General features: G+C 70.9%; 27 protein-coding genes and 1 pseudogene. 17 read left to right on the forward strand and 11 right to left on the reverse strand.

What is annotated here, in order from left to right; all coding sequences use genetic code 11:
• The first annotated feature begins 193 nt into the window (after nt 1–193).
• The 4 genes from ACZ5WC_RS26155 (at nt 194) to ACZ5WC_RS26170 (ending at nt 2,031) form a co-directional block, all read left to right on the forward strand.
• Nucleotides 194–274, forward strand: a complete 81-nt coding sequence (locus ACZ5WC_RS26155; protein WP_350751515.1) for an Ms5788A family Cys-rich leader peptide — start codon at nt 194–196, stop codon at nt 272–274.
• 179 nt (nt 275–453) lie between these two features.
• Entirely contained in the window at nt 454–1,293 is an 840-nt protein-coding gene (locus ACZ5WC_RS26160) for a sulfurtransferase (RefSeq protein ID WP_096629896.1), read from the forward strand.
• Nucleotides 1,294–1,347: 54 nt separating this feature from the next.
• Nucleotides 1,348–1,635 (forward strand): DUF1416 domain-containing protein, encoded by a 288-nt coding sequence (locus tag ACZ5WC_RS26165; RefSeq protein ID WP_003968135.1) that lies wholly within the window; start codon nt 1,348–1,350, stop codon nt 1,633–1,635.
• A 138-nt stretch (nt 1,636–1,773) separates the two neighbouring features.
• On the forward strand, nt 1,774–2,031 hold the full coding sequence (locus ACZ5WC_RS26170; protein WP_468543091.1) for a DUF3099 domain-containing protein: 258 nt from the start codon (nt 1,774–1,776) through the stop codon (nt 2,029–2,031).
• Nucleotides 2,032–2,035: 4 nt separating this feature from the next.
• Here the strand turns inward: ACZ5WC_RS26170 and ACZ5WC_RS26175 are convergent, their stop codons facing one another.
• Nucleotides 2,036–2,398: a DsrE family protein gene (locus tag ACZ5WC_RS26175; RefSeq protein ID WP_311120732.1), complete on the reverse strand. Its 363-nt coding sequence runs from the start codon at nt 2,396–2,398 to the stop codon at nt 2,036–2,038.
• 105 nt (nt 2,399–2,503) lie between these two features.
• On the opposite strand from ACZ5WC_RS26175, the gene ACZ5WC_RS26180 reads away from it, so the two are divergent.
• From ACZ5WC_RS26180 to ygfZ, 6 genes are all read left to right on the forward strand, one after another.
• Entirely contained in the window at nt 2,504–3,304 is an 801-nt protein-coding gene (locus ACZ5WC_RS26180) for a hypothetical protein (RefSeq protein WP_468543092.1), read from the forward strand.
• Nucleotides 3,301–4,218: a hypothetical protein gene (locus tag ACZ5WC_RS26185; protein WP_468543093.1), complete on the forward strand. Its 918-nt coding sequence runs from the start codon at nt 3,301–3,303 to the stop codon at nt 4,216–4,218. The genes ACZ5WC_RS26180 and ACZ5WC_RS26185 overlap by 4 nt, the downstream gene beginning before the upstream one ends.
• On the forward strand, nt 4,215–5,162 hold the full coding sequence (locus ACZ5WC_RS26190) for a hypothetical protein (protein WP_468543094.1): 948 nt from the start codon (nt 4,215–4,217) through the stop codon (nt 5,160–5,162). Before ACZ5WC_RS26185 ends, ACZ5WC_RS26190 begins: the two co-directional genes overlap by 4 nt.
• Nucleotides 5,163–5,435: 273 nt before the next feature.
• A complete protein-coding gene (locus tag ACZ5WC_RS26195) occupies nt 5,436–6,008 on the forward strand; it encodes a heme-binding beta-barrel domain-containing protein (protein WP_311120734.1) in 573 nt (190 codons plus the stop codon).
• Between the two features lie 76 nt (nt 6,009–6,084).
• Complete coding sequence (locus tag ACZ5WC_RS26200) at nt 6,085–6,525, forward strand: Fur family transcriptional regulator (protein ID WP_468543095.1); 441 nt, start codon at nt 6,085–6,087, stop codon at nt 6,523–6,525.
• 9 nt (nt 6,526–6,534) lie between these two features.
• On the forward strand, nt 6,535–7,500 hold the full coding sequence (gene ygfZ, locus ACZ5WC_RS26205) for a CAF17-like 4Fe-4S cluster assembly/insertion protein YgfZ (RefSeq protein ID WP_468543096.1): 966 nt from the start codon (nt 6,535–6,537) through the stop codon (nt 7,498–7,500).
• A 29-nt stretch (nt 7,501–7,529) separates the two neighbouring features.
• Here ygfZ and dtd read toward each other — a convergent pair whose 3' ends face one another.
• Entirely contained in the window at nt 7,530–7,979 is a 450-nt protein-coding gene (gene dtd, locus ACZ5WC_RS26210; RefSeq protein ID WP_468543097.1) for a D-aminoacyl-tRNA deacylase, read from the reverse strand.
• 115 nt (nt 7,980–8,094) lie between these two features.
• Here dtd and ACZ5WC_RS26215 point away from each other — a divergent pair, with 115 nt between their 5' ends.
• The 3 genes from ACZ5WC_RS26215 to ACZ5WC_RS26225 are packed head-to-tail and all read left to right on the forward strand — an operon-like array spanning nt 8,095 to nt 11,073.
• Entirely contained in the window at nt 8,095–8,760 is a 666-nt protein-coding gene (locus tag ACZ5WC_RS26215; protein WP_468543098.1) for an RsiG family protein, read from the forward strand.
• A 51-nt stretch (nt 8,761–8,811) separates the two neighbouring features.
• A complete protein-coding gene (locus ACZ5WC_RS26220; RefSeq protein ID WP_468543099.1) occupies nt 8,812–9,798 on the forward strand; it encodes an asparaginase in 987 nt (328 codons plus the stop codon).
• A gap of 24 nt (nt 9,799–9,822) precedes the next feature.
• The gene (locus tag ACZ5WC_RS26225; protein ID WP_468543100.1) at nt 9,823–11,073 is read left to right on the forward strand and encodes a GNAT family N-acetyltransferase; all 1,251 of its coding nucleotides are present in this window, start codon (nt 9,823–9,825) and stop codon (nt 11,071–11,073) included.
• Nucleotides 11,074–11,158: 85 nt separating this feature from the next.
• Here ACZ5WC_RS26225 and ACZ5WC_RS26230 read toward each other — a convergent pair whose 3' ends face one another.
• Together ACZ5WC_RS26230 and ACZ5WC_RS26235 are read right to left on the reverse strand one after the other, a co-directional pair.
• Nucleotides 11,159–11,959 (reverse strand): ABC transporter permease, encoded by an 801-nt coding sequence (locus ACZ5WC_RS26230; protein WP_468543101.1) that lies wholly within the window; start codon nt 11,957–11,959, stop codon nt 11,159–11,161.
• On the reverse strand, nt 11,952–12,983 hold the full coding sequence (locus tag ACZ5WC_RS26235; protein ID WP_468543102.1) for an ATP-binding cassette domain-containing protein: 1,032 nt from the start codon (nt 12,981–12,983) through the stop codon (nt 11,952–11,954). Before ACZ5WC_RS26235 ends, ACZ5WC_RS26230 begins: the two co-directional genes overlap by 8 nt.
• A gap of 126 nt (nt 12,984–13,109) precedes the next feature.
• Here ACZ5WC_RS26235 and ACZ5WC_RS26240 point away from each other — a divergent pair, with 126 nt between their 5' ends.
• Both ACZ5WC_RS26240 and ACZ5WC_RS26245 read left to right on the forward strand, forming a co-directional pair.
• Nucleotides 13,110–13,898: a TetR/AcrR family transcriptional regulator gene (locus tag ACZ5WC_RS26240; RefSeq protein WP_468543198.1), complete on the forward strand. Its 789-nt coding sequence runs from the start codon at nt 13,110–13,112 to the stop codon at nt 13,896–13,898.
• Between the two features lie 19 nt (nt 13,899–13,917).
• The gene (locus tag ACZ5WC_RS26245; RefSeq protein WP_468543199.1) at nt 13,918–14,634 is read left to right on the forward strand and encodes a TetR/AcrR family transcriptional regulator; all 717 of its coding nucleotides are present in this window, start codon (nt 13,918–13,920) and stop codon (nt 14,632–14,634) included.
• Between the two features lie 22 nt (nt 14,635–14,656).
• Here ACZ5WC_RS26245 and ACZ5WC_RS26250 read toward each other — a convergent pair whose 3' ends face one another.
• Entirely contained in the window at nt 14,657–15,274 is a 618-nt protein-coding gene (locus ACZ5WC_RS26250) for an HAD-IA family hydrolase (protein WP_468543200.1), read from the reverse strand.
• A gap of 51 nt (nt 15,275–15,325) precedes the next feature.
• Nucleotides 15,326–15,943 (reverse strand): annotated as a pseudogene (locus ACZ5WC_RS26255) (HAD family hydrolase); the annotation flags it as partial.
• A gap of 290 nt (nt 15,944–16,233) precedes the next feature.
• On the opposite strand from ACZ5WC_RS26255, the gene ACZ5WC_RS26260 reads away from it, so the two are divergent.
• Nucleotides 16,234–16,563 carry a deoxyxylulose-5-phosphate synthase gene (locus ACZ5WC_RS26260; protein WP_468543103.1) on the forward strand — a complete coding sequence of 110 codons (330 nt, stop codon included), beginning with the start codon at nt 16,234–16,236 and terminating at the stop codon, nt 16,561–16,563.
• An 89-nt stretch (nt 16,564–16,652) separates the two neighbouring features.
• Entirely contained in the window at nt 16,653–16,778 is a 126-nt protein-coding gene (locus ACZ5WC_RS26265; protein ID WP_468543104.1) for a hypothetical protein, read from the forward strand.
• 59 nt (nt 16,779–16,837) lie between these two features.
• Here the strand turns inward: ACZ5WC_RS26265 and ACZ5WC_RS26270 are convergent, their stop codons facing one another.
• The 5 genes from ACZ5WC_RS26270 to ACZ5WC_RS26290 form a co-directional block, all read right to left on the reverse strand.
• Nucleotides 16,838–17,692 carry an alpha/beta fold hydrolase gene (locus ACZ5WC_RS26270; protein ID WP_468543105.1) on the reverse strand — a complete coding sequence of 285 codons (855 nt, stop codon included), beginning with the start codon at nt 17,690–17,692 and terminating at the stop codon, nt 16,838–16,840.
• Between the two features lie 1,276 nt (nt 17,693–18,968).
• Nucleotides 18,969–20,054 (reverse strand): protein phosphatase 2C domain-containing protein, encoded by a 1,086-nt coding sequence (locus ACZ5WC_RS26275; protein ID WP_468543106.1) that lies wholly within the window; start codon nt 20,052–20,054, stop codon nt 18,969–18,971.
• A 72-nt stretch (nt 20,055–20,126) separates the two neighbouring features.
• A complete protein-coding gene (locus ACZ5WC_RS26280) occupies nt 20,127–20,867 on the reverse strand; it encodes a hypothetical protein (protein WP_468543107.1) in 741 nt (246 codons plus the stop codon).
• Between the two features lie 164 nt (nt 20,868–21,031).
• Nucleotides 21,032–22,081, reverse strand: coding sequence for a TniB family NTP-binding protein (locus ACZ5WC_RS26285; protein ID WP_468543108.1), 1,050 nt, complete (start codon nt 22,079–22,081; stop codon nt 21,032–21,034).
• Nucleotides 22,075–23,739 (reverse strand): transposase, encoded by a 1,665-nt coding sequence (locus ACZ5WC_RS26290; protein ID WP_468543109.1) that lies wholly within the window; start codon nt 23,737–23,739, stop codon nt 22,075–22,077. The genes ACZ5WC_RS26285 and ACZ5WC_RS26290 overlap by 7 nt, the downstream gene beginning before the upstream one ends.
• Nucleotides 23,740–23,970: the final 231 nt, after the last annotated feature.

A 23,970-nucleotide genomic window follows, 5' to 3' on the forward strand; every position in this document is an offset into this window, starting at 1 on the left:
AGCGGGTACGCACCCGCTGATCCGGATAGTGAGACACCCCCGTCCGGTCCGCAGATGCCGGAGTGGCCGCGAGGGGCCCTGCGGCGGATGCGCGGCGCGGCGACCGCACGCACGTCTCGCATCATGGATGATCGTGTCTCACAATACGACACGGCGGTGACATCTCCGTCCGTACCTCCCTACGATCGGACCCATGAAGCGACAGGCGGATCTCACGAAGCGGCGGGCAGTAGACCTGTGCCGCGTCGCCGCCATGCTCTGTCGCCCCTTCTGAACGGGGCCGTTCCCACCGCCCCGCCTCCCCCGGCCCTTCGACCGTCGTCAGGGCCGCCCCCGGGTGTCCCGTACGCGCCGCGTTCCGTGCCTCCGCGCGTACAGCCGCACCCCGCACCCGCACTGAGCAACTCCGCATCTCGCACCACCCCGCCGCAGACTGCCCCGGAGGAGAACAACATGAGCCGCAGCGACGTCCTGGTAGACGCCGACTGGGTCGAGGCCCACATCGACGACCCGCAGGTCGCGATCGTCGAGGTGGACGAGGACACCTCGGCGTACGAGAAGAACCACATCAAGAACGCGATCCGGATCGACTGGACCAAGGACCTCCAGGACCCGGTCCGCCGCGACTTCGTCGACCAGGCCGGCTTCGAGAAGCTGCTCAGCGAGAAGGGCATCGCCAACGACACGCTGGTCGTCCTCTACGGCGGCAACAACAACTGGTTCGCGTCGTACGCCTACTGGTACTTCAAGCTGTACGGCCACGAGAACGTCAAGCTCCTCGACGGCGGCCGCAAGAAGTGGGAGCTGGACTCCCGCGACCTGACCGATGCCGTTCCCACGCGCCCGGCCACCCAGTACAAGGCCAAGCCGCAGGACGAGTCGATCCGCGCCTACCGCGACGACGTCGTGAAGGCCATCGGCAGCCAGAACCTGGTCGACGTGCGTTCGCCCGACGAGTTCAGCGGCAAGCTGCTCGCGCCGGCGCACCTCCCGCAGGAGCAGTCGCAGCGCCCCGGCCACGTGCCGAGCGCCCGCAACATCCCGTGGTCGAAGAACGCCAACGACGACGGCACCTTCAAGTCGGACGACGAGCTCAAGGCCCTCTACGAGGACGAGCAGGTCGACCTGTCGAAGGACACCATCGCCTACTGCCGCATCGGTGAGCGCTCCGCGCTCACCTGGTTCGTGCTCCACGAGCTGCTCGGCCAGGAGAACGTCAAGAACTACGACGGTTCCTGGACCGAGTACGGCTCCCTCGTCGGCGTGCCGATCGAACTCGGCGCCAACAAGTAGCGCACACCCAGCAGTTCCGACCGACCCGCACGACCCGACCAGAAGGACACAACCATGTGTGGAGCACAGGCCGGTGGCCCCGACGCTTCGACGATCAAGCCCGGTGAGACCACCATCCAGGGCAGCGTGACCCGCGACGGCGAGCCCGTCACCGGCTACGTGCGCCTCCTGGACTCGACCGGTGAGTTCACCGCCGAGGTCCCGACCTCGGCCACCGGACAGTTCCGGTTCTACGCCGCCGAGGGCACCTGGACGCTGCGCGCCCTGGTCCCGGGCGGCAGCGCCGACCGCACGGTCGTCGCGCAGACGGGCGGACTCTCCGAGGTCGCCATCGCCGTCTGATCCCTCGGGATCCACGGAACGCCGGGTCTCCCCGGCACCCAGAACGGCCGGAGGGCCGCACCCCAGGGGGTTGGACGCCACCTGACGCGGGGTGCGGCCCTTCGTGCCGTCCGGCGCACGGAGTCCTACGCTGGAGGCATGTACGCCCGACGCAGGCGGAACTACCTCCTCATGATGGGCGGATGCATCGCGCTCTTCGTGTCCGCCTGGGCCGTGGTGCGCCTGTGGTCCATGCCGGTCGCCATCGGCATGTGCGGGGTCGCCATGGTGATCCCGCCGATCGCCGCGATGATCGCCAACCGGCGCGGCCCGGAGGACCGCTGGTGGGACGACCCCACCGGGGACCCGAAGTCCGACGAGTGGTGGGACGAGCTGGACGGCAGGAAGCGCTACTGAGTCGTCAGTAGACGAGCGCCTGGGTGTCGTCCGCCATGGCCTCCTGCACGAAGACCTGCGCCCCCGCGATGCGTACGCCCTCCAGCACGTCCTTCTCGGTGATCTCGCGCCGGGCCGCGCACTGCGTGCACAGGGTGATCCGGCCGCCCGCCAGGATCGAGTCCAGCAGGTCGGGCAGCGGGGCGGCGTGCGGCAGTTCGAACTCGGCCGCCCGGCCCGGCAGGGCGAACCACGAGGACTCCCCGGTCAGCCAGAGCGAGACCTCGACACCGCTGGCGACGGCCACGGCCGCCACGGTGAAGGCCTGCGAGCAGCGCTCGGCGGCCTCGGGCCCGGCGGTCACCTTGATCACAAGCTTCTTCGGCATATGCCGAACTGTAATCCTCCGGGGGGCAACCTCCTTGCTGACCTGGGGGTCACTTGTGCGCGCAGGTAAGGGAACCCGCGCCTCAGGTCTCTTGGGGGGACCCTTTTGGAACCGAACGACACCATTCCTGCCGCGCCGGAGGCCCCGGTCGGCACGCCCGGTCCTCGCCGCCGGCCGCGCGGGCGTACGACGCTGATCATCACCGCGGCCGCGCTGCTCGGGATCTCGGGAGGCGTCGCCGTGGGCTACGGCATTCAGGCCGAGCGGCCGCCGACACCGCTGTCCGCGCTGTCGCAGCCCGGCCTCGGCTACCCGGCGAAGCCCCTGCCCGCGGACGGGGCCCCCGCCCCGTTGCCCGTGGCCCAGGACCGGCAGGTCAAGACCGACGGCGATCTGCGCAAGCTGCTCGTCGACAAGCCGAAGGGCGCCAAGAAGTCGCTCGCCGACGAGCTGGGCATCGGGGACGGCTGGGTGACCCTGCCCGAGTACGCCCAGGACTTCTACGAGGACCCGAACTACATGTTCGAGTCGCTGGCCGGGGGCGACTTCCGCCGGGTGGCCTCGGCCTCGTGGCGGCGGGGGCAGTACGGCGACATCCAGGTCCAGCTGATCCAGTTCCGGTCCGGCGACCTGCTCGGCGCCTCCGACCACGTCGCCGACCAAATCGCGTACATGGACGAGGACGAGAACGGCGCGGGCAACCTGGGCCACGCGATCAAGGGCAGCCGCGAGGGGCGGTACTTCCTGTTCCCGGTCGAGCGGGAGGCCGGATACCTCCCGTCGTACCGGGCCAGGGCGCTGGCCGTACGCGGTGACATCGCGATGGACATCAACATCTACGACACCGTCCCGATCAGCAAGAAGGACATCCGGACGCTGGCCGAGCGACAGCTGGAGCGGCTGTGAACGACGAGACGACCCCTGAGGCGCAGCCCGCACCCGAGCCCGCGCCGGCCGCCGAGCCCGCGCCGGCCGCCGAGCCCGCGCCGGCCGCCGAGCCCGCGCCGGCCGCCGAGCCTGTGCCGACCGCCGAGCCCGCGCCTGCCGCCGAGCCCGCGCCCGCGGCTGCCCCCGCCCCGGCGAGCCGCGTGCGCCGGGTGCTGATGACCGCGCTGCCCGTCGGTCTGGTGCTGGCGGCGATCGGCGGTGCGGCCGGTTACACCAACGCCACCGTGGACACCGCCGACCGGAAGGTCACCACGACCGTCTGGGACGAGGACCACGCGCCTGCCGACAAGGACACGGCGGGCGATCCGTCCCGGGGCCGCCACGACACGGAGCTGTCCAAGCTGCTGCTGCCGGTGCCCGAGGACTACCGCCTCGGCCCGGACATCGGCGAACTCGGCAACGACAACGAGACCAGCGGAGCGAAGGCCACCGCGGCGATGAAGGAGATGGGGCGCGGCCTGGCGGGCAAGGACCGCCGCGAGCTGAACAAGTCCGTCGAGAAGCTCCGTATCCAGGGCATCGCGCAGCGCTCGTACACCTCGCGGGCGAACGACCTCGTGGTGAACATCCAGGTGATGAAGATGCAGGACAAACGGGCGGTACGCCGGTCCTACCTGGACCGCAAGGAACTGATGGACTCCTTCCGGGGCTTCCGCAAGGGGCCGCGCATCGAGGGCCACAAGAACGCCACCTGCTATCGCCTGCCCAAGGGCGACAAGAACACCCTCGACGGTGTGCTGTGCCTGGCGTACGACGGCGAGGTCTCGGTCTCCGTGGAGGCGTACGGCAGCAAGCCGTTCAGCCCGTCGGGGGTCAGGGACCTGGTGAAGGACCAGCTCGACCACATCACGTCCCCGGGGGAGTACATATGAGCGAGCGGACGATGACCCCGGAGACGCCCGGGACGCCCGAGCCGTCTGGGACGCCCATGGCATCCGAGGCATCCGAGGCATCCGAGGCGCCCGAGGCGCCCGAGGCGCCCGAGGCGCCCGAGATGCCCGTGGCACCCGACACACCCGATGCGGCTGCCGTGCCGCTGTCGCCCACGCCGCCCCGGCCGCCCCGGCGCGTCCTGCGGGCCGTGGCGCGGTGGACGGCCGCCGCCCTGGTGTTCGGGCTGCTCGGCACCGGTACGGCCTTCTGGATCGCGTCCCTGGAGCGGACCGACGTACCCGGGCTCGCCACCGAGGGCGACGGGCGCTGGGACTACCCGAAGCTGTCGCTGCCCGCGCTCCCGGCCGGCAAGCCGGGGCCGTTCAGTACCGGCAACCCGGCCGAGATCCACCACGCCGACCTGCGCGAGCTGCTCCTGCCCGCCCCGGCCGGAGCGGAGCCGGACAAGAAGCTGGCCGGCGGCTGGATCTCCACGGAGACCTTCCTCACCGCCTACCGGCCGCAGAACCGGGAGTCGGTGGCCCAGCTCCTCAAGGACGCGCCGCCGCGCCACATCGCGGCCCGCGGGTGGACCATGCCGGACGGCACGGTGTCCCGGGTCTATCTGCTGAGGTTCAACTCGACGGCGTTCGCGAGCGGCCTGATCGACGACCTGAACGTCGGCTCGTCGGCCGGTACGCCGCTGGACCGTACGGACACCATGCGGTTCGACGACCACTGGGGCTCGGACAACGACATCGAGAACCTCTCGTCGTTCGTCTTCGAGGAGCAGGCTCCCTTCGGCGCCGAGCACGTCCGGCAGGCGTACACGCTGGCGGGCGACACGGTCGCGCTGATCGTCCACGAGCGCCCGGGCAAGCGGGAGGCGGCGCGCGTCCCCTTCCAGCAGACAGTGATCCTGCAGAACCAGCTGCTCGCCTGAGTGCCGGAACAGGGCCGCCGCAGCGGCCACCTGGACGAGAAGGCCGGGCCCCCACCCATTAGGCTGGGGGCCCGGCCCTGTACCGCCGCCACCCGCTCGTCACGAGGAGCCCCCTGTGCTTGAGGCATTCTTCACCGCCCTGCTGGTCCTGGTCTGCGTGGGCGTCCTCGCCTTCACCGCGGTCGCCGTGAAGAAGCTGTACCAGGGCCAGCGCTGACCTTCGCCGTACCCGATCGCCCGCCCGCACCCCCTCACAGATCGTCTGAGCCGCTCATGATCGAGATTCCGTCCGACCTCCACCCGGACCTCGTCCCGCTGGCCTTCCTCCTCGGCAACTGGGCGGGCGCGGGCGTGTCCGACTTCCCCGGCGCCGAGAAGTGCAACTTCGGCCAGGAGGTCACCTTCAGCCACGACGGCCGTGACTTCCTGGAGTACGTCTCCCACACCTGGGTCCTGGACGCCGAGGGCAAGCAGGTCCGGCCGCTGGAGTCGGAGTCCGGCTACTGGCGCATCGACAAGAACCGCAAGGTCGAGGTCGTCATGGTCCGCGACCAGGGCGTCGTCGAGATCTGGTACGGCGAGCTGGCCGACCAGAAGCCGCAGATCGACCTGGCCACCGACGCGGTCGCCCGGACGGCGGCCTCCGGCCCGTACAGCGGGGGCAAGCGGCTCTACGGGTACGTGAAGAGCGACCTCATGTGGGTCGGCGAGAAGGCGACGCCCGAGGTCGAGCTGCGCCCCTACATGTCGGCGCACCTCAAGAAGGTCGTCACCCCCGAGGAGGTCGCCGAGATGGCGAAGAGCCTCGGGGACATGCCGGACGACGGCATCGCGTTCTTCAAGTAGACCCCTCTCCGGAAGGAGAGCGCCCTTCCGGAACGAGCTCTGCCGGCCGGTGCTCACCACGACCTAGACTGGCCCTGTGGTGAGCACCGACTGGAAGACCGATCTTCGGCAGCGTGGCTACCGGCTGACGCCTCAGCGCCAGCTCGTTCTGGAGGCCGTCGACGCCCTGGAGCACGCGACTCCGGACGACATCCTGTGCGAGGTGCGCAAGACGGCGTCCGGCGTGAACATCTCCACGGTGTACCGGACCCTGGAGCTGCTGGAGGAGCTCGGTCTTGTCAGCCACGCCCACCTCGGGCACGGCGCCCCGACGTACCACCTGGCCGACCGGCACCACCACATCCACCTGGTCTGCCGGGACTGCAAGGACGTCATCGAGGCGGATCTCGCGGTCGTGGCCGAGTTCACCGAGAAGCTGCGCGCCGATTTCGGGTTCGACACCGATATGAAGCACTTCGCGATCTTCGGCCGCTGCGCGGACTGCACGGCCGCGAAGGACACCTCCGCCAAGTCGTAGGCTGGGCGCATGAAGAGCCCCTTGCTGTCCCTGCCAGGCGCCGTCTCCGCCGAAGGCCGCGACGAAGGTGTCGCGGCGCACTACGGCGACCTGTTCCGCGAGCAACGCGCCCTCGCCGACGGCAGTGGCTTCGTCGATCTCTCCCACCGCGGTGTCGTCACCGTGACGGGCGACGACCGGCTGAGCTGGCTGCACCTGCTGCTCACCCAGCACGTCAGCGACCTCGCCCCGCACCAGGCCACCGAGGCGCTGATCCTCTCCGCCAACGGGCACATCGAGCACGCGATGTACCTGGTGGACGACGGGACGACGGTGTGGATGCACGTCGAGCCGGGGACGCAGGGCGAGCTGATCGCCTACCTGGAGTCGATGAAGTTCTTCTACCGGGTCGAGGTCGCCGACCGAACGGAGGACATCGCGGTCGTGCACCTGCCGGCCGGTTCCATCGCGGAGGCCCCCGAGGGCGCGGCCGTACGGGAGACCCCGCAGGGCCGGGACCTGTTCCTGCCGCGTGCCGACCTGGAGGCGTACGCGGCGGCCAACGGGCCCGCCGCGGGCATCCTCGCGTACGAGGCGCTGCGCGTCGAAGGCCACCGGCCGCGCGTCGGCTTCGAGACAGACCACCGCACGATCCCGCACGAGCTGGGCTGGATCGGTACCGCCGTCCACCTCCAGAAGGGCTGCTACCGGGGTCAGGAGACCGTCGCCCGCGTCCACAACCTGGGGAAGCCGCCGCGTCGCCTCGTCTTCCTGCACCTGGACGGCAGTGAGGTGCACCTGCCCGGCCACGGGACGCCGGTGCGGCTGGCCGCCGACGGCGAGGAGGGCCGTCAGCTCGGCTTCATCACCACCTCGGCCCGCCACCACGAGCTGGGGCCGATCGCGCTGGCCCTGGTCAAGCGGAACGTGGCGGTCGACGCCGAGCTGATCGCGGGGGACACGGCGGCGGCCCAGGAGACGGTCGTCGAGCCGTAGCCGTGGAGGGCTGCCCCGCCCGCGTACGGCTACACCTCGATGATCACCGTGAACGGGCCGTGGTTCGTGAGCGAGACCCGCATGTCCGCTCCGAACCGGCCCGTCTCCACCTGCGCCCCCAGGGCCCGCAGCTGGGCGACGACCTCGTCGACCAGCGGCTCGGCGACCGGGCCCGGAGCGGCCGCGTTCCAGGTGGGACGGCGGCCCTTGCGGGCGTCCCCGTACAGAGTGAACTGGGAAATCACCAGGAGGGGGGCGTTCACATCCGAACAGGACTTCTCGCCCTCCAGGATGCGCACCGACCAGAGCTTGCGGGCCAGCTGCGCCGCCTTCTCGGGGGTGTCGTCGTGGGTGACCCCGACCAGCACACACAGGCCCTCGCCGACGATCTCCCCGACGATTCCGGGCGCCGAGGGGCCGTCGCCCGCACCGGCGACGGAGACGCTCGCGCCATCCACTCGCTGTACCACTGCACGCATACAGACCAACCTATCTTGGGCTGAACGGGTACAGAGCACCTGCGTGGGCCCGCTGCGGGGTGGCACGATGCACGATGTCGGTGTGCCGACGCACCGGTCGAGGGGACGGAACAGCATGAGTACATATGGAGCCGGACAATCTCCCGGTGCCGTACCGGGCACACGTCACCGCACCAGCACCCTGCGGTCACCCGTACAGCGCAGTCTGACCGGACAGGGGCCCGTGCTCCCGTCCGTACCGCCGGTGCCCGGGGCGCCCGGGGCCGCCGTGCCGGGGCAGGCGGGCGGCGACGGGGGGTTCGGCGGGCTGCGGCTGCCGGAGCTGCGGACGCTGCGCCGGGACGCCCAGCGCGACGAGGCCGATCTCAGTTACGTACGCCGCCTCGTGCAGGGCCGGATCGACATCCTGCGCGCGGAACTGACCCGCCGCCGGGACCCGGAGGCACCGGTCGAGGAGGCCGCGGTGGTCGACCGGCTCTCGGAGATCCTGGCCGACACCCCGTCCCGGCACCGCTCGTCAGCCCGGCACGTCACGCTGACGACGCCGCGCGGGGACGAGTTCCGGCAGCTGGCGGCCGAGACGCTCGCCGAGGTCGAGCTGTCCGATCTGGACGCCCGGACGGACGAGGAGCTGCACACGGCCATGGGCCGGCTCGTCCGCTACGAACAGCAGGTCTCCCGGCGTCGTCACGAGCTCCAGCGCACGGCCGACGATTGCAGCGCGGAGATCGCCCGCAGGTACCGTGACGGTGAAGCACAAGTAGACGACCTGCTCGCCTGAAGCGATCCTTCCGGGCGCGGGTCCCGCACCCCCGCCCCCGGAAGGCCCACCATGACGTCCACCGACGCCTCGTCCGCCATATCCCCCGCCGAGGCCCCCGCCCCGCCCGTTCTGGCAGAGGTCGTACGGTCCGGTTTCGTGGAGGGCCACCACCGGGGCTCGCTGGTGCTGCTGGCGGCCGACGGCAGCGTCGAGCGGGCGGTCGGGGACCCGGCGGCACCCGTCTTCCCCCGCTCCTCCAACAAGCCGATGCAGGCCGCCGCGATCCTGCGGGCCGGGCTCGATCTGTCGGGCGAGCGGCTGGCCCTGGCCGCCGCCAGCCATTCGGGGGAGCCCTTCCACCTCGAACTCGTACGCACGGTGCTCGCCGAGCACGGGCTGCGCGCGGCCGACCTCCAGACCCCGCCGGACCTGCCGCTGGACCCGGTGGAGGCGGAGGCGTACCTGGCCGCCGGGAAGGTACGCGAGCGGATCACCATGAACTGCTCCGGCAAGCACGCGGCCATGCTCGCCGTCTGCGTCCGCAACGGCTGGGACACCGCGAGCTATCTCGACCCCGGCCACCCGCTCCAGCGGCTGGTGGCGCAGGTCGTCGCGGAGGCGGCGGGCGAGCCGGTCGCCGCGGTCGGTACGGACGGCTGCGGGGCCCCGCTGATGGCGATCGGGCTGACCGGTCTGGCCCGCGCCTTCCGGTCGTTCGTGCTGGCGGAGCCCGGGAGCGCCGAGCGCCGGGTCGCGGACGCGATGCGCGCCCACCCGGAGTACGTCGCGGGCACCCGGCGGCCGGACACCTGGCTGATGAGCGAGGTGCCCGGGGCGCTCTCCAAGATGGGCGCCGAGGCCGTCCAGGCGGTGGCCCTGGCCGACGGCCGGGCCCTGGCCTTCAAGGTCGACGACGGGGCGGGCCGGGCGCTCGGCCCGGTGCTGGCCCGCGCGCTCGAACTGCTCGGCGTGGACGCCCCCGTCGTCGCCCGGATCGGGCGTTCGCCGCTGCTCGGCGGGGCTGCCGAGGTCGGGGAAATTCGCGCGACATTCTGAGAAGCGCGTGCCTAGCGTGGGGGCATGAGCCTTGATGTCCGCACGGTCACCGCACCCGAGTTCGCCGACTGGATGAAGGCGGTGGGCACCGGTTTCCTCACCCCGAACACACCGGGCGAGGAACTCGTCGCCGACCGGGTCGCCACGGTGGACCTCTCGCGGGTGCAGGGCGCCTTCGACGCCGGGCGCTGCGTGGCGACGTTCCGTTCGTTCGCCCAGCAGCTGACCGTGGTGGGCGGGGGCACCGTGACGGCCGACGCGATCACCGGGGTGACGGTGACGCCCACGCACCGCCGGCGCGGACTGCTGAGCCGGATGATGGCGACGGACCTGGCGGCGGCCAAGGAGCGCGGCGAGCCCCTCGCCTCGCTGATCGCCGCCGAGTATCCGATCTACGGGCGGTACGGTTTCGGCCCCGCCACCTGGACCGCCGAGTGGGAGGTCTCCGTGCACCGGGCCGGGCTCGACCCGCGCCGGTCGGGGCAGCCGGACGGCGGCGGCCGGATCGAGCTGGTCGACGGCGCCGACGTCCGCAAGCTCGGCCCCGAGGTGCACGCCCGGCTCGCCGAGCTCCGCCCCGGTGTCGTCAGCCGCGACGAGCGCTGGTGGCAGCAGCGCACCGGGGCCGGGCCCCGCCCGGAGCACGAGAAGTGGACCGAGCCGTTCTACGTGGTGCACCGCACGGCCGACGGCGAGGTCGACGGCCTGATGGTCTACGGCGCGGACGACAAGTGGGGCGACGCCAAGCAGCCGCTGAACACGGCGACCGTACGGGACCTGATCGCGTTGAATCCGGCGGCCGAGCGGGCCCTGTGGCACTACGTCTGCTCGATCGACTGGATCACCGCGGTCCGCTCGGGCTACCGCGCCCCCGACGACCTGCTCCCGCTGCTGCTCCCGGACCCCCGGGCGGCCCGGATGGTCACGAACGCGGACTGGCTGTGGCTGCGGATGCTGGACGTGCCGCGTGCCCTGGAGGCCCGGACCTACGGTGTGGAGGCGTCGCTCGTCCTCGACGTCCGGGACGACGCGGGGCTGGCCGGGGGCCGCTTCTTGCTGGATGTCTCGGATGCGGGCGCGCGCTGCACCCCGACCACCCGGAGCGCCGATCTGGCCCTGGGCGTGGGGGAGTTGGCGGCGCTCTACCTGGGCGACGAGTCGCTGCGGCGGCTGGTGGACCTGGGCCGGGCCGAGGAGCTGCGGGCGGGTGCGGTGACGACGGGGGACGCGGTGTTCCGTACGGGGCGGCGCCCGTGGTGCCCGGACGTGTTCTGAGGGCCGCCGACGGGAGGGACGCCGGCCGGGGGACGGGGGGCGGGGGCCGGTGCGTCCGGGTCCGGAACGGTACGGAGCCGGGTGATCAGCGCGTCCGGATGCGGAACAGCGCCTCCGAGGCGCTGACCGCCACGATGAGCAGCCCGGCGGCCCAGGCCAGCGCGATCCAGGGCATGCTGCCCACGTCCTGGCCGAGGAGCAGCCCGCGCAGGGACTCGATGGCCGGGGTGATCGGCTGGTGCTCGGCGAAGCCGTGCAGCCAGCTCGGCATCTTGTCGATGGGGACGAACGCGCTGCTCGGGTAGGGCAGGAACGACATGAAGAACGTGAAGCCGCTCGCCGCCTCCGGGCTCCGGGCCAGCAGGCCGATCGCCGCCGAGATCCAGGACAGCGCCACGATGTAGGCGACCAGGACGGCGGCCACCAGCAGCCAGCCTGCCGGGGACGCGGCGGGACGGAAGCCGATCAGCAGGGCGACGCAGAAGACCAGGGCGGTGGCGCAGAGATTGCGGACGGTGCTGGCCGCCACATGCCCGGCGAGCACCGGTGTGCCCCTCACGTCCAGGGACCGGAAGCGGTCGATGATGCCGCCCTTCATGTCCTCGCTGACGGCCGTGGCGGTGGTCGCGGCGCCGAACCCGGCGGACAGGAGCAGGACGCCCGGGACGACGTACATGACGTACGAGTCGTAGTCCGTCCCGGTGTCGATCGCGCCGCCGAAGAAGTAGACGAAGATCAGCATCAGCATGATCGGCAGGGCCAGCGCCGTGATCAGCGCGTCGGTGTTGCGGCTGCTGATGCGCAGGCTGCGCCCGGCCATGACGGCGGCGTGGGTGAGGGATCCGGGCGCGCTGCCGCGCGCGCGGACGGCGGTCATGTCAGACATGGGCGGGAGCCTCCGAGGAGGTCAGGGCCAGGAACACGTCGTCGAGGGTGGCGCTGTGCAGGCTGAAGCGGCCGATGTCGCGGCCTGTCGGGTCGGTCTCGTCGAGCAGGGCGCGTACATGGGCGGCCGAGCCGTCCGTGGGGATGCCGAGCGTCAGGGTCTCGGGGGAGTGGTGGACCGCGCGGCCCGCCAGCCGGAGGTAGGCCTCGCGGCTGGTGAGGGCCAGGTCGAGGCGGTGGCCCCCGACGCGGGACTTGAGGTCGGCGGCGGTGCCCTCGGCGGCGATACGGCCCTTGTCGATCAGGGCGATCCGGTCGGCGAGGTGGTCGGCCTCCTCCAGGTACTGCGTGGTGAGCAGGACGGTCGCGCCGCGTTCGGCCAGCTCGCGGACGACCTCCCAGAGCTGCTGGCGGCTGCGCGGGTCGAGCCCGGTCGTCGGCTCGTCCAGGAAGAGCACCCGGGGCTCCGGTGATCCGACGAGCCCGGCGGCCAGGTCCAGGCGGCGGCGCATGCCGCCGGAGTACGTACCGGCCGGGCGGCGGGCGGCGGCGGTGAGGCCGAAGCGCTCCAGCAGTTCCGCGGCCCGGCGGCGGGCATCGGTGCGGGAGGCGCCGGTGAGCCGGGCCATCATCCGCAGGTTCTCCTCGCCGGTCTGGGTCTCGTCGACGGCGGCGAACTGCCCGGTGAGGCTGATCGAGCGGCGTACCGCGCTCCGGTCGGCGACGACGTCGTACCCCGCGATGCGGGCGGTGCCGGAGTCGGCCTCGGTCAGCGTCGCGAGGATCCGCACGGTGGTGGTCTTCCCGGCCCCGTTCGGCCCGAGCAGGGAGAAGACGCTGCCGGGCCCGACGCGGAGGTCGATGCCGTCGAGGACGCGGACGGCGGACTTTCCGTAGGACTTGGTGAGTCCGTACGCCTCGATGGCGGCGGCGGTGGCGGTGGCGGTGGCGTCGGAGGTGGCGGAGGTGGCGGTGGTGTCGATGGCGGCGGTGGTGCTTCCGCCGCGGTGGGTCGGGTCGGTCATGACCGGCCCCCTTTCTGCGTATGACATACGCGTTATTGCGTAAGCATTACGCATCTCTAGGATGGGGTCAAGGCGTGCTGGGGCGCGTGACAGGGCGGCGGCGTGGACGAGATGCCGGGCAAGGGGATGAGGGTGACGGAGAGGACCAGCTCGGGCGGCGGCGATCTGCCGGCCAGCCTGGAGGCGGCCTGGGGGCTGCGGGAGCGCCCCGCCAAGGGCCCGAAGCCCGGCCTGAGCCTGGAGCGGATCGTGGCGGCGGCGGTCGCGGTCGCGGCCTCCGAAGGGCTGGCGGCCGTGTCGATGGGCCGGGTCGCCCAGGAGGTCGGCGCGTCGACGATGTCGCTGTACCGGTACGTCTCCGCCAAGGACGAGCTGTACGTCCTGATGCAGGAGGCGGCCGTCGGCCCCCCGGAGCCGCTGTCCGCCCTGGAGACCGGCGCGGGCTGGCGGGAGGCGCTCACCGAGTGGGCGTCGGCGCAGCGGGACCGGTTCCACGCCAATCTGTGGGTCCTCCGGATTCCCATCGGGGGCCCGCCCGCGACCCCGAACTCGCTCGCCTGGTGGGAGCAGGGGCTCCAGGCGCTGGCGGGCAGCGGGCTCGGTGAGGGCGACAAGATCTCGGTGATCCTGCTGGTCTCCAACTTCGTCCGCAGCGAGGCGCTCCTGATGGGCGACCTGGCCGCCGCCGTCACGACGCGCGGGGTGGCGCCCGAGGACGTGGTCGCCTCGAACGAGCGCACGTTGAGGCGGCTCGTCGACCCCGAACGGCACCCCGGGATCTCCCGGCTGCTGGAGTCCGGGGTGATGAGCGAGCCGGACGACCCGGACTACGAGTTCGTCTTCGGGCTGGAACGCCTGCTGGACGGGGTCGAAGTGCTCATCCGGAGGACGAGCGGTGACGTCAAGTCCGCTTGAGGTCAAGGGCGTACGCTTCATGGTCATGAACGGAGAGAAGCCCGGGAACGGTGGCGCTGACGGGTCCGGCACCGGCGCGCCCTCCCGCGGACCCGCCCGGGGGCCTGAGCCCGCGCCGGTCGGTCTGCGGGAACGCAAGAAGCGGCTGACCTACCAGGCGGTGTCCGACGCGGCCGTCGCGATGTTCCTGGAGCGGGGCTTCGACAAGGTGTCCGTGGCGGAGGTGGCGGCCGCGGCGGACATCTCCAAGCCGACGCTGTTCCGGTACTTCCCGGCCAAGGAGGACCTGGTCCTGCACCGGTTCGCCGACCACGAGGACGAGGCCGCCCGGGTGGTCACGGCCCGCTCCCCCGACGAGACCCCGCTGGACGCCCTGCGCCGCCACTTCCTCGACGGCCTGGACCGCCGCGACCCGGTGACCGGCCTCTGCGACGCCCCCCAGGTCCTGGCCTTCCTCCGCCTGCTGTACGGCACCCCGTCCCTGGTCGCCCGTCTGCACGCCTACCAGAGCCGCTCCGAGGCCGCCCTCGCCCGCGCCCTGGGCGGCGGGGTCCCCGACCAGCTCGCGGCCGGGCAGATCATCGCGGTCCTGCGCATCCTGGCCCTGGAGAACTGGCGCCGGATCGACGCGGGCGAGAGCGCGGACCGCGTCTACGCGAGCGCGGTCCAGGCGGCCGAGGAGGCGTTCGTCCAGCTGCGGACGGGACTGGAAGGGCGGGGGCGGGGGCGGGGGTGAACCGGTTCCCGTTGTCCGGGGCTCAGCGTGCCCGCTCCGGCTGGACCGCGTACTGCGCGCACGGTCCCAACGCCCGCCGCAGATCCGCGGGTTCGCGGTAGAGGATGCCGGACATGCCGAGGGCGGTGGCCGCGTCGACGTTTTCCTGTCGGTCGTCCACGAACAGGCAGCGCTCCATCGGTACGCCCGCCCGCTCGGCGGCGATGCGGTAGATGGCCGCGTCGGGCTTGGCCACCTGCTCCACCGCACTGCTCACCACCGCGTCGGCCAGGTCGGTCAGGCCCAACAGGGCCAGGTCGGCGTCCAGTCGGGGGGTCGCGTTGGTGACGAGCACCAGGGGCACATGGGTCCTGGCCCGGCGCAGCAGTGCGACCACCTCCTCGTCGGCCCGGAAGGGCGCGTCGGCGAGCGCCCGGGCCAGCTCGCGGGCACGGTCGGCGCCGACGCGGCCGGTGAGGCTCGCGGTGATGGACTCCACCCAGGTGTCCGGGGTGATCCGGCCGAGGAGCAGCGGGAGATCGACCTCGGGCGCGTAGGCCACCTCCGTCGTGGTGCCTTCCGGCAGTCCGGCGGCCCGTTCCAGGGCGGCGAGCGGGGCGGTGTCGTAGAAGCGGATGACGTTGTCGAGGTCGCAGAGCACGGCATCGAAGCCACGGGCGGCGGGGGAGGTGACAGCAGGCCCGTCACCGAGGAAGGCGTGGATGTCGGGCAGGGCCGCGCGTAGCTCCGGATACTCCCGGTGAGCCGCTGAAGTTCCTTCCTGGCCCGAAGAGTTGACCGACCACACGGTCATCCCCGCCCGCAGCCCGGCCCGTATCCCCGAAGGGGCGTCCTCGATCACCAGGCAGTCCGCCGGATCGGCGCCCAGCCGTTCGGCCGCCAGCAGGTACGGAACCGGGGACGGCTTGCCCTCCGGCACCGACGCCGCGTCCACGATCACGGCGGGCAGCGGCAGCCCCGTACGGGCGAATCTGCCGCGCACCCGGTGCGCGTAGTTGGAGGTCACCAGCGCCCAGGACCCGGCGGGCAGAGCGCCGAGCAGGTCCGCGGCACCGTCGAAGGCGGCGTAGGAGCCGTTGCGTACGTCCTCGTCCTCCAGCGCGTGCAGCAGGTCCAGGCAGGCCTGCGGGTCCCGGTCCGGCGCGACCTCGGCGAACGTCTCCAGGGGGCGGGTGCGCAGCGCCGTACGGTGCACGGCCTCCGGGTCGAGCCCGTGCTGCCGGGCCCAGTCGGTCCAGACCCGGCGCTGGTTGTCGACGGCGTCGATCAGGGTGCCGTCGACGTCGAAGAGGACGTACTTCTTGGTCATGCCCGAGCTCCGTTCGGCTCTCAGCTGCCGTGGGTTCCGGGGCCATTCTGTCCGGTGGCGCGGGCGGAGCAGCAGGGCGTCGGCCACGAAGTCGGCGGTGAGGTGACCCGCGCCGGGGGGAACGCCGACCGGTAGCCCGCGGTCAGCGCCTCGGCGGACGGGAGCCCGGCGGCGTCGGGGGCCTCGCCGAACTGCCGGGTCGAGTCACCGCCACCGCCAGGGCTGTCGTCGTCGCTGGCGGCGTCGAAAACAGGTTGGGCCGCCGGTGGGCACTGCCTACGATGACCGGCATGCCGTCCGCGAAGACCTCGTACGTCTGCCTGCCCTGCCGCGCCTCGTACAAGCAGCCGCCGGACCGGGAGCGGCAGCGGATCTGCCCCCGCTGTGCGCGGACCCTGATCCACGCGGGTTCGGCCTTCGCGCCCCCGCCGCGCCGCGACACCGCCGCCTGGCGGGCCCTCTCCGTCCTGCTCAACGCGGGTGTCCGCTTCCACAAGAGCTGCTGCGGAGGCCCCGGCTACCGGCCGCGCACCCTGAGCGAGGTGCGCGAGCGCATGACGTACGCGGAACGTACGGGCGTACCGTTCGCTCAGGCGCTGGTGCTGTACGAGGTGCCGTGAGGCGTGCGGCCGCATCGGGCTCAGGGCGGCGGGGCTCTGGAGGTCGGGGCTCGGGGCGCCGGGGCTCAGGGTGGCGCGGGCGAGGTGTGGTGGCGACCAAGGGCGCCCGCAGGCCCGCCTCCGCCCGCGATTCGGCCGCGGCAGCTGGTCTCACGCTGTCGGGGGCGGAGGCGGCGGCCCTGTCCCGTACGAGGGAGGACACGACGGGGCTCTGACGCTTGTCCTGCCGTCCTGCCGTCCTGCCGTCTTGCCCGCCGAACCCGGCGCGGAGCGATCAGAGTTCTGCGAGGCTCGCGAGCAGCTCAGCGGCGGGCTTCGGGCGGACGAGCCAGCGCAGGTGGCTTCCTTCCAGCGTCCGGACGTCGAAGGGGTTCTCCGGGGTGAGCGCGTCCGCTTCGCGGATCATGCGGTCCTGCACGGCGGGCGGCAGGCTGGCGTCGCCGGTCAGCCGGACGTAGGTCCGAGGAATCCGGCCCCAGGTGGCCGCCTGCGCCCGGTCGGCGGACGTACCGGCGTCGAGGTTCTCGTCGGGCTGGAAGGTGTTCAGGAAGGTCCGGAACTCGTCGTCGGTGAGGTCGGCGGCGAAGGCGTGCCGGAACGCGGCGAGCACATCCGGGTCGGCAGTCCGGAAGTTGGTGCGGATCAGCCCGAGCTCGACCGGGTTCCCGGCGACTGCCGGAGCGAAGGCGGCCGGGTCCACGTCCGCCATCTCCGGCTCCGCGTAGTAGTCGCCGACGGGCAGGTCGACCGGGCACCAGGCGGAGACGTACACGATGCGGTCGACCAGGTCGGGCCGCTGGTTGGCGACCGCGGTGACCGTGACCCCGCCCCGGCTGTGGCCGACGAGGACGGTGGGCCCGTTCCGCCGGGCGCGTTCCAGGACCTCGATCACCCGGGCGGCGTTGTCGGCGAGGGTGACCCCTTTGATGCCGCCCGGCTCCGCGGCGAGCGCCCCGAGATCCTGAGGCGCCTGGTAGGCCGCGGGGAACGTGGCCTCGAAGCCGTGCCCCGGAAGATCGACCGCGGCCGAACGGTGTCCGAGCAGGGCGAGTTCGGCCTGGAGCGGCGCGAAGGAGAACGAGTTCGCGAAGGCTCCGTGGACAAGGACGAAGGTCGGGAGAGTCTGCATGCCCCAGGCTCCAACGGAATGATCTTCGAAGGCAAGGCCGTTGGGGCTCGCAGCGGTAACTATCACCGAACTGGGGATCTGACCCGGCCCTGTCGGTCGGGGTCACAGCGGCAGTTGTCACCAGTTGCTCGGGCCATCTGTCACAAGGTCCGTGTTCGCAGTCGGGTTGTCACCGATCTCGAAGCGCGCGTGCGGGTGCCGTGGGCGGGGTTGCTTGCAGGCGTGGCCGATGAGTACGGACTGCTGCCTGCGGCGGAACCGGAGTCGGGACGGTGTGGTCACACCCCTGCCACTGCTACTACTGCCACTTGGGCGACTTGCTCGTACGGGCGTCGGTTGTCTCTGGATGCCAGGATCAGGAATCCCTCGGGTGGCTGGACTCGTCGCTGGGCGGTCACCTTGAACCCCGGAGGCGGTGACCTGATCGTGCCGGTCCGGGACCTTGCCCCGGTTCCTGACGGGCCTTACGCCCGAGGCCCTGCGAGTACGCCGCCCGTGGCCCTGGTCGCCCGTTCACAGGGCCTGCGGCCTGGACGCCAGCGTGGCCACCCGCAAGAGGCCGCGACAGATCCGCTGTCAGCCGCCCTGGCCAGAGCAGATGAAACACTGAGAGATTCGCTTGCCCGGCCTGAGGACGGTCGTCTTGCCCGTCCCTGTTGGGCTCAGGGGGGACCCTCTGAGTGACGACCTCGGGACGACGGCGAGAGGCGACTTTTCTGCGAGACCTTCAAAGCTGGGACGAGACCGGGAACCGAACCGGCCAACCGCAGTCTGACGGACCCATGCGCTGCGAGGCGAGCCTCCCGAACATCGTCAGGTGCTGGTCCGGTACCAGCGTGTTCGCACAGGTAGGTGCCACAGGAACCGCAAGAGAACTCCGAATCCCACCACAGCTCATCGTGTCGGCCACGGCTGGCCATGATCTGACGTCCGGACAGTAGCCGGTCGACTACGAGCGACTGGTGACAGAAACCCCTGCGAGCCGCACTGTCCTGTCCCAGATGAGTGTGGGCAGGGTGGGGCTCTGACCTGCGGTGCCTACGGTTGTGCGGGACGGGTTGGCGGTTGGTGTCCCGCGCAACCGTAGGCAGCACGGTCGTTCACCCGCGGAGCCAGGCCAGCAGGCGCCGTGGAGTCGGTTGCGAGGTGCCAGCTGCCATGGGTCGGGGTGTCGGCGCGACCCTCCTGGCTTGTTGGGCGAGTCGGTACTCGTCGGCTTCACGGATGAGTTCCTGAGAGCGGATCTGGTGCAACTCGAAGTGCATGCCGCTCGCTCCTACTGCTGGAGCTCCATGACGTCGGCGACCACGCAGCTGACGTTGTCGGGGCCGCCTGAGCCGTTGGCGAGGGCGATGAGTTCGCGGACGGCCTGCTCGGGCCCCCTGATCTCGGAGAGCACCCGTCGGATTTCTTCGGTCTGCACGACGGTCGACAGGCCGTCGGAGCAGAGCAGGTATCGGTCTCCCTGCTGAGCGTCGTGAAGGCGCATGTCATGGGTGGCATCGGCTCCTTGGCCCAGGGCTCGTATCAGCAGCGCCCGCTGGGGGTGGGAGACGGCTTCCTCCGGGGTGAGACGTCCTTCGTCGACCATCGACTGCACCATGGTGTGATCGTGGGTGATCTGGAACAGCTCTCCGTCGCGCAGGAGGTAGACGCGGGAGTCGCCGATGTGGACGAGGGCCAGCTGTGAGCCGGTCCAGAGCATCGCGGTGAGTGTGGTGCCGGCCACTTCGCCCTCGGGTGATGAGCCGGGTCCGGCGACGCCGTTGACGGCCTGTTTGGCCTGCTCGACGGCGTCTTCGAGGACGTTGAGGAGATCGCCTGCCTGGATGCTGTCGGTTTCGAGGCGCTTGAGCGCGTCGACGGCGGCCGCGCTGGCTGGGGCTCCTGCGCTGCCGTAGCCGTCGGCGACGGCGAGCAGGCGGGACCCGGCGTAGGCGGTGTCCTGGTTGCTCTCGCGGACAAGGCCTGTGTCGGAAAGGGCGGCGTAACGGATTCCCAGGGGCTTGGAGGTCGGAGACATGGCGGGGTCCTTCCAGGACAGATGGTCGATGAGGAAGGAAGCGAGGTCCCGCCGCGCGGCGGTGTCGGCCTCGATCTGGGCCCAGAACGCGCGGATCTCCTGTGCCGCCGCGGCTGACTCCAGCGTGCAGACTTGCTGGATGCGGGCCAGGGGCATCCCCAGGCGCCGGAGCCAGGCGACCAGCCGGGCCTGGTCCAGTTGTTCCGGTGCGTAGAGGCGATAGCCGCTCACCGGGTCGACGCGAGCGGGGGTCAGCAGTCCGAGCTCGTCGTAAAGACGCAGCGCCTTCGGCGACAGGCGGGACGCCTTCGCGAACGTCCCGATAGTCAGCAACCCCATGCTCGCTCCTCCTCATGCCGAGCACGTCGCCCGGCCCTTTGATGCTGTGGCCTCCCCCAAGGTGAAGGTCAACTAGCGGCTCTCCGACCGAACGACAAACCCCAGATCTGGTTCCGGGCGATCCTGCTGCACGGCTGCTTCGATGCGCATGGCGGTCCGCTTGAGTTCGGTGAGGAACCACGCCCGAGCCGTGGTCCGGAGCGCTCGTTCCTGGGGCAGTCGTCGGTTGAACTCCGCTCTGAACTCTTTGAACTTCGTTTCATTGTCGGTAAGAGCGAGACTCCGCCAGTATGGGGATGCAAAGAGCGAGATGGCCTCGACGATTTCCGGGTAGACGGCGACATAGCGGCGTGGGTCGAAGGGGCGAACCTCCCGGGTGACCGGCGACAACTGGCGGAGCCGTTCCGCTCGGTCACTGAGGCGGTATCCGCGCTGGAACAGGCTGTGCCAGAAGTCCGAGCCGTACTGGTAGCACGAATCCATCACAAGGTGTCCGTGCCGGCGCAACAGCCGGTAGTGACGACGTTGTGCTTCAACGATCTCGGGAAACTCGGTGAGATCAAGTTGGCGGGCGGGGTCGTCGACAGCACGTCCGATCCAGAGGCGGTGTGGGATGCAGACCTGGTCGTGGCAGGAGGTCCAGGTCCAGACACTGTGGTGTGTGCTGCCGGTCCGCCGCGCGACGCAATGGCGGCAGGCATAACTACCGCGCTGCCGCGGGCGCCCAGGGTCACCCTTTTCCTTGCCGAGGTGAGGAATCGCTTTTAGGAGGCTGGTGCGGGGCTGACCGCTAACGATGCTCAGTCGGCTCACGTAGTCCCGCTGAGACAACAGCCAGTGACTTGGCGATGTCAATCGCTGGAGGGGAATCTTGTTCGTCTGACTCAGACGCCACAGATATGAATCCTCGGTCTCACGGGGGAAGGGCCTGACCGGCAGAGGAAGCGGACGGACGAGCCAGAAGCCGGTAGGTCCGCTCACTGCACCGCCCCTCGCGGCGAGGCAAGTTGGGAGGCGGACTCACTGTTGTGGTCGATACGTGTGCTCTTGAGTGTGGCGCGGGTGATGCGCTCGCTGGTGTCGAGGATCGCGGAGATGGATGCCGCGCGGATCAGGTGGGAGAGGCTGCCGATGACGCCGCCGGTCCGCTGATGCAGGTAGTCCGAGAGCTTTACCAGCGTGCCTGGCTCGTGCCGATGCAGACGGAGGGTTGTCTCCAAGGAGGCGACCAGCGAACGCCATTCAGGGCCCAACGGGAATGGCCCGGTGCGGACAAGCACGCACCGGCCACCAAGCTGCTTGCCGCGGACACCGGTGAAGACACCGGACTGCTCGACGTCGATCCCGGCATAGACAAACGTGGCAGGCAGGTGCTCGGTGAAGTACTTGAGATGGTCGGAGAGATCTTCTCCTGCGAGCGTGGCGTGGTTCATGAGATGGATCTCGTCGACCAGCACAAGGTCCGTACGGGCTTCGATCATCACCTGGCAGACGGCGCTGGTGATGTCGATCGTGTTGTGCCGGGGCCCGATGGCCGGCAGGCCCAGGAACCGCGCGAACTCCATAGCGAGCTTGCGCGGGGATCCTTTGGGCGGTGCGGTCAGGTAGACGACCGGAATCCGACTACTCCCCGGATAGCGCTGCCGGACCCGCAGCTCGTGGAGGCGGCCAAGCTGCTTGAGCGCGGTCGTCTTCCCCGTCGTCTGCTTCCCGGAGACGATCATCCCTCGTCGAGCCCCGTGCTCGCGCTGGTTGAGCAGAGTCAACAGCCGCCCCTGATGGGCGATCTCCTTCACCGCCGAGGTCCGCACCACCTGCAACTCGGAGTGATAACGGATCCGGGCCTCGTCGTAGACTTCACGCCCCATCGGGCTCAAGGAGTGCCACTGCGGCTCGGGCAGCAGATCGAAAGCGGCCAGGTCCTCCTCGACGAACCGGCGCCAGCCCTCCAGACGCGTCGTCGGGTCAGGCCGGTCCTCTCCGAGGTCCGCAATGTCATCCTCACCCGGTTCCGTCGTGGTCACCACCGCCTCTCGGCCTCCTTGCGTGCGTCGAAGATCTCCAGCGGGACGACCTTGGCGAGCTCCTCTTCGCCGTCCTCCGTGGGAGCTGGCAGAGCAGGCGACTCGGGCTCGTCAGCGGGGCGGGGCCAGGCCGGTGGGGAAGTCGTGCGGGTGCGGGCAGCGACCTTGCGGTCCCGGCGGCCTTGGCGGGAGGAGACGGCAGATGGTTTCACGGGTGCCTGCTCCGGCCCGTCGGCGGCGCGGTCCAGCAACGCGACGGCGGTCTGGGCGATCTCCTCCTCTGTCACGGCATCCGTGCCCCGCTGGGCCAGGATGCGGCGAGCGTGGTCCCAGGCCAGCTCGCCCATGGGCATCGGGGCAGTGCGAAGGTGGCGCCAGATCGCGGTGATCCAACCTCCCTGACGGTGGTTGCGTACCCAGACGCGGGAGATGTCGTAGGGGTCGTAGTGCACGTCCCAGCCCCGGCCGTCGTCTCCCGCACCGGAGCGCTGACGGCGGAAGGGGTTCAACTCCGAGCTGTCATAGGTGCGGTGGTTGATACGGACGCCGTAGGAGTTGATCGTCCGACGGTGCCGGGGCAGCAGCTCGATGTACTCCTCCGAGCTCAGCGCGACCGGGACGTGCCCGGCGGCCGCGACCAGAGCGGCGTACTTCTCGTTGGGGCTCAGTGCTTTGCCCGGCATCAGCGGGTCCCGCAGGCCATCGTGCGGCCGGTTCTGCCAGATGACGATCCACTGCTGGAGGAGTTCCTGAAGCTGATGGATCGACCAGACAGCCTCTGCCGCCGGATCGGCGCCACGGTATTCGGTGCTGCGTCCCTTGTGACCGGGAAGGTACTGGGTGAACATCGTGGCCACCGAACCCAGAGTTTTCTCGATATGCGGTTTGTCGGTCGGGGTGTCCGGGTGGGCAGGCTGGAAGGAGATGCCGAGCGCCTGGCAGGCCGAGCGGAACGTGTCGGAGATGTAGGCCTTTCCCCGGTCGCAGACGATCGTCTCCGGCGTGATCACCGGCACGGCCGCAGCGTTGGCCAGCCGCTCGTCGAGCGCGATGAGCGAGGCGTGCGGGAGGACCGAGCGGGACATCCGCAGCGCGTCCGCCCAGCCCGGCCGCATCGGCTCCGGGGTCATCGCCCGCGCCAGTAGCAGCGCGGCATCCACCGCCTTCGTCGAGGGCCGCAGCACCGCTGCGGCCAGGGTGCGGGTAGCGATGTCCACGATGCCGGTCAGCTCCACGGTGTCCACCGTGCCGTCGTCATGGACGACCAACACATCCAGCGGAGTCGAGTCGATCTCCATCACCTCGCCCGGCCGGGCCGCGGTGAGCTGACCGAACATGCCGTCCGGCTGCTTGGCCAGCGAGCGGCGGGTGCGGGCCGAGCCCAGAGTGTGCCGCCCGGAGGAGAGTGCGGCTAGCAGCCGGTAGAACGTCGTCCGGGAGGGCAGCGACACCACCCCCGGGCCGTGTTCGGCCTCCAGCACGCGTTCCATCCGGCGCCGCAGGACCTGAGCGGACACCGTGGAGCGACTGGTCTGCTCTTCCACGACCTTCCGCAAGGCATCGACGACCCTCCGGTCGACGCGGCCGGTGCCATCCGAGACGGACCGCAGCCGCGGGTCGACCAGGCCCAGGACGCCCTCACGCTCGAAACGTCCCCGCATTCGCTGGATCAGTTTCAAAGAAGCGGGATGCCCACCCGCCTCAAGCTCTTCCGCCTTGGTCAGCTCGCGCTGACGCAGTGACCGGACCGCCGGATCGTATGCGGCCCGCACTGGGCCGTGTGGGTCCTCCAGCGGACGGCCGGTGAGCATCTCCACCAGGTGCCGCTGCCACCATTCCGCCCGTTCAACGGCCTTGCGAGGAAATCCCTCCAGCACTCCGGCCGCCGGCAC

It is taken from the genome of Streptomyces sp. NPDC033165 (assembly GCF_055577965.1).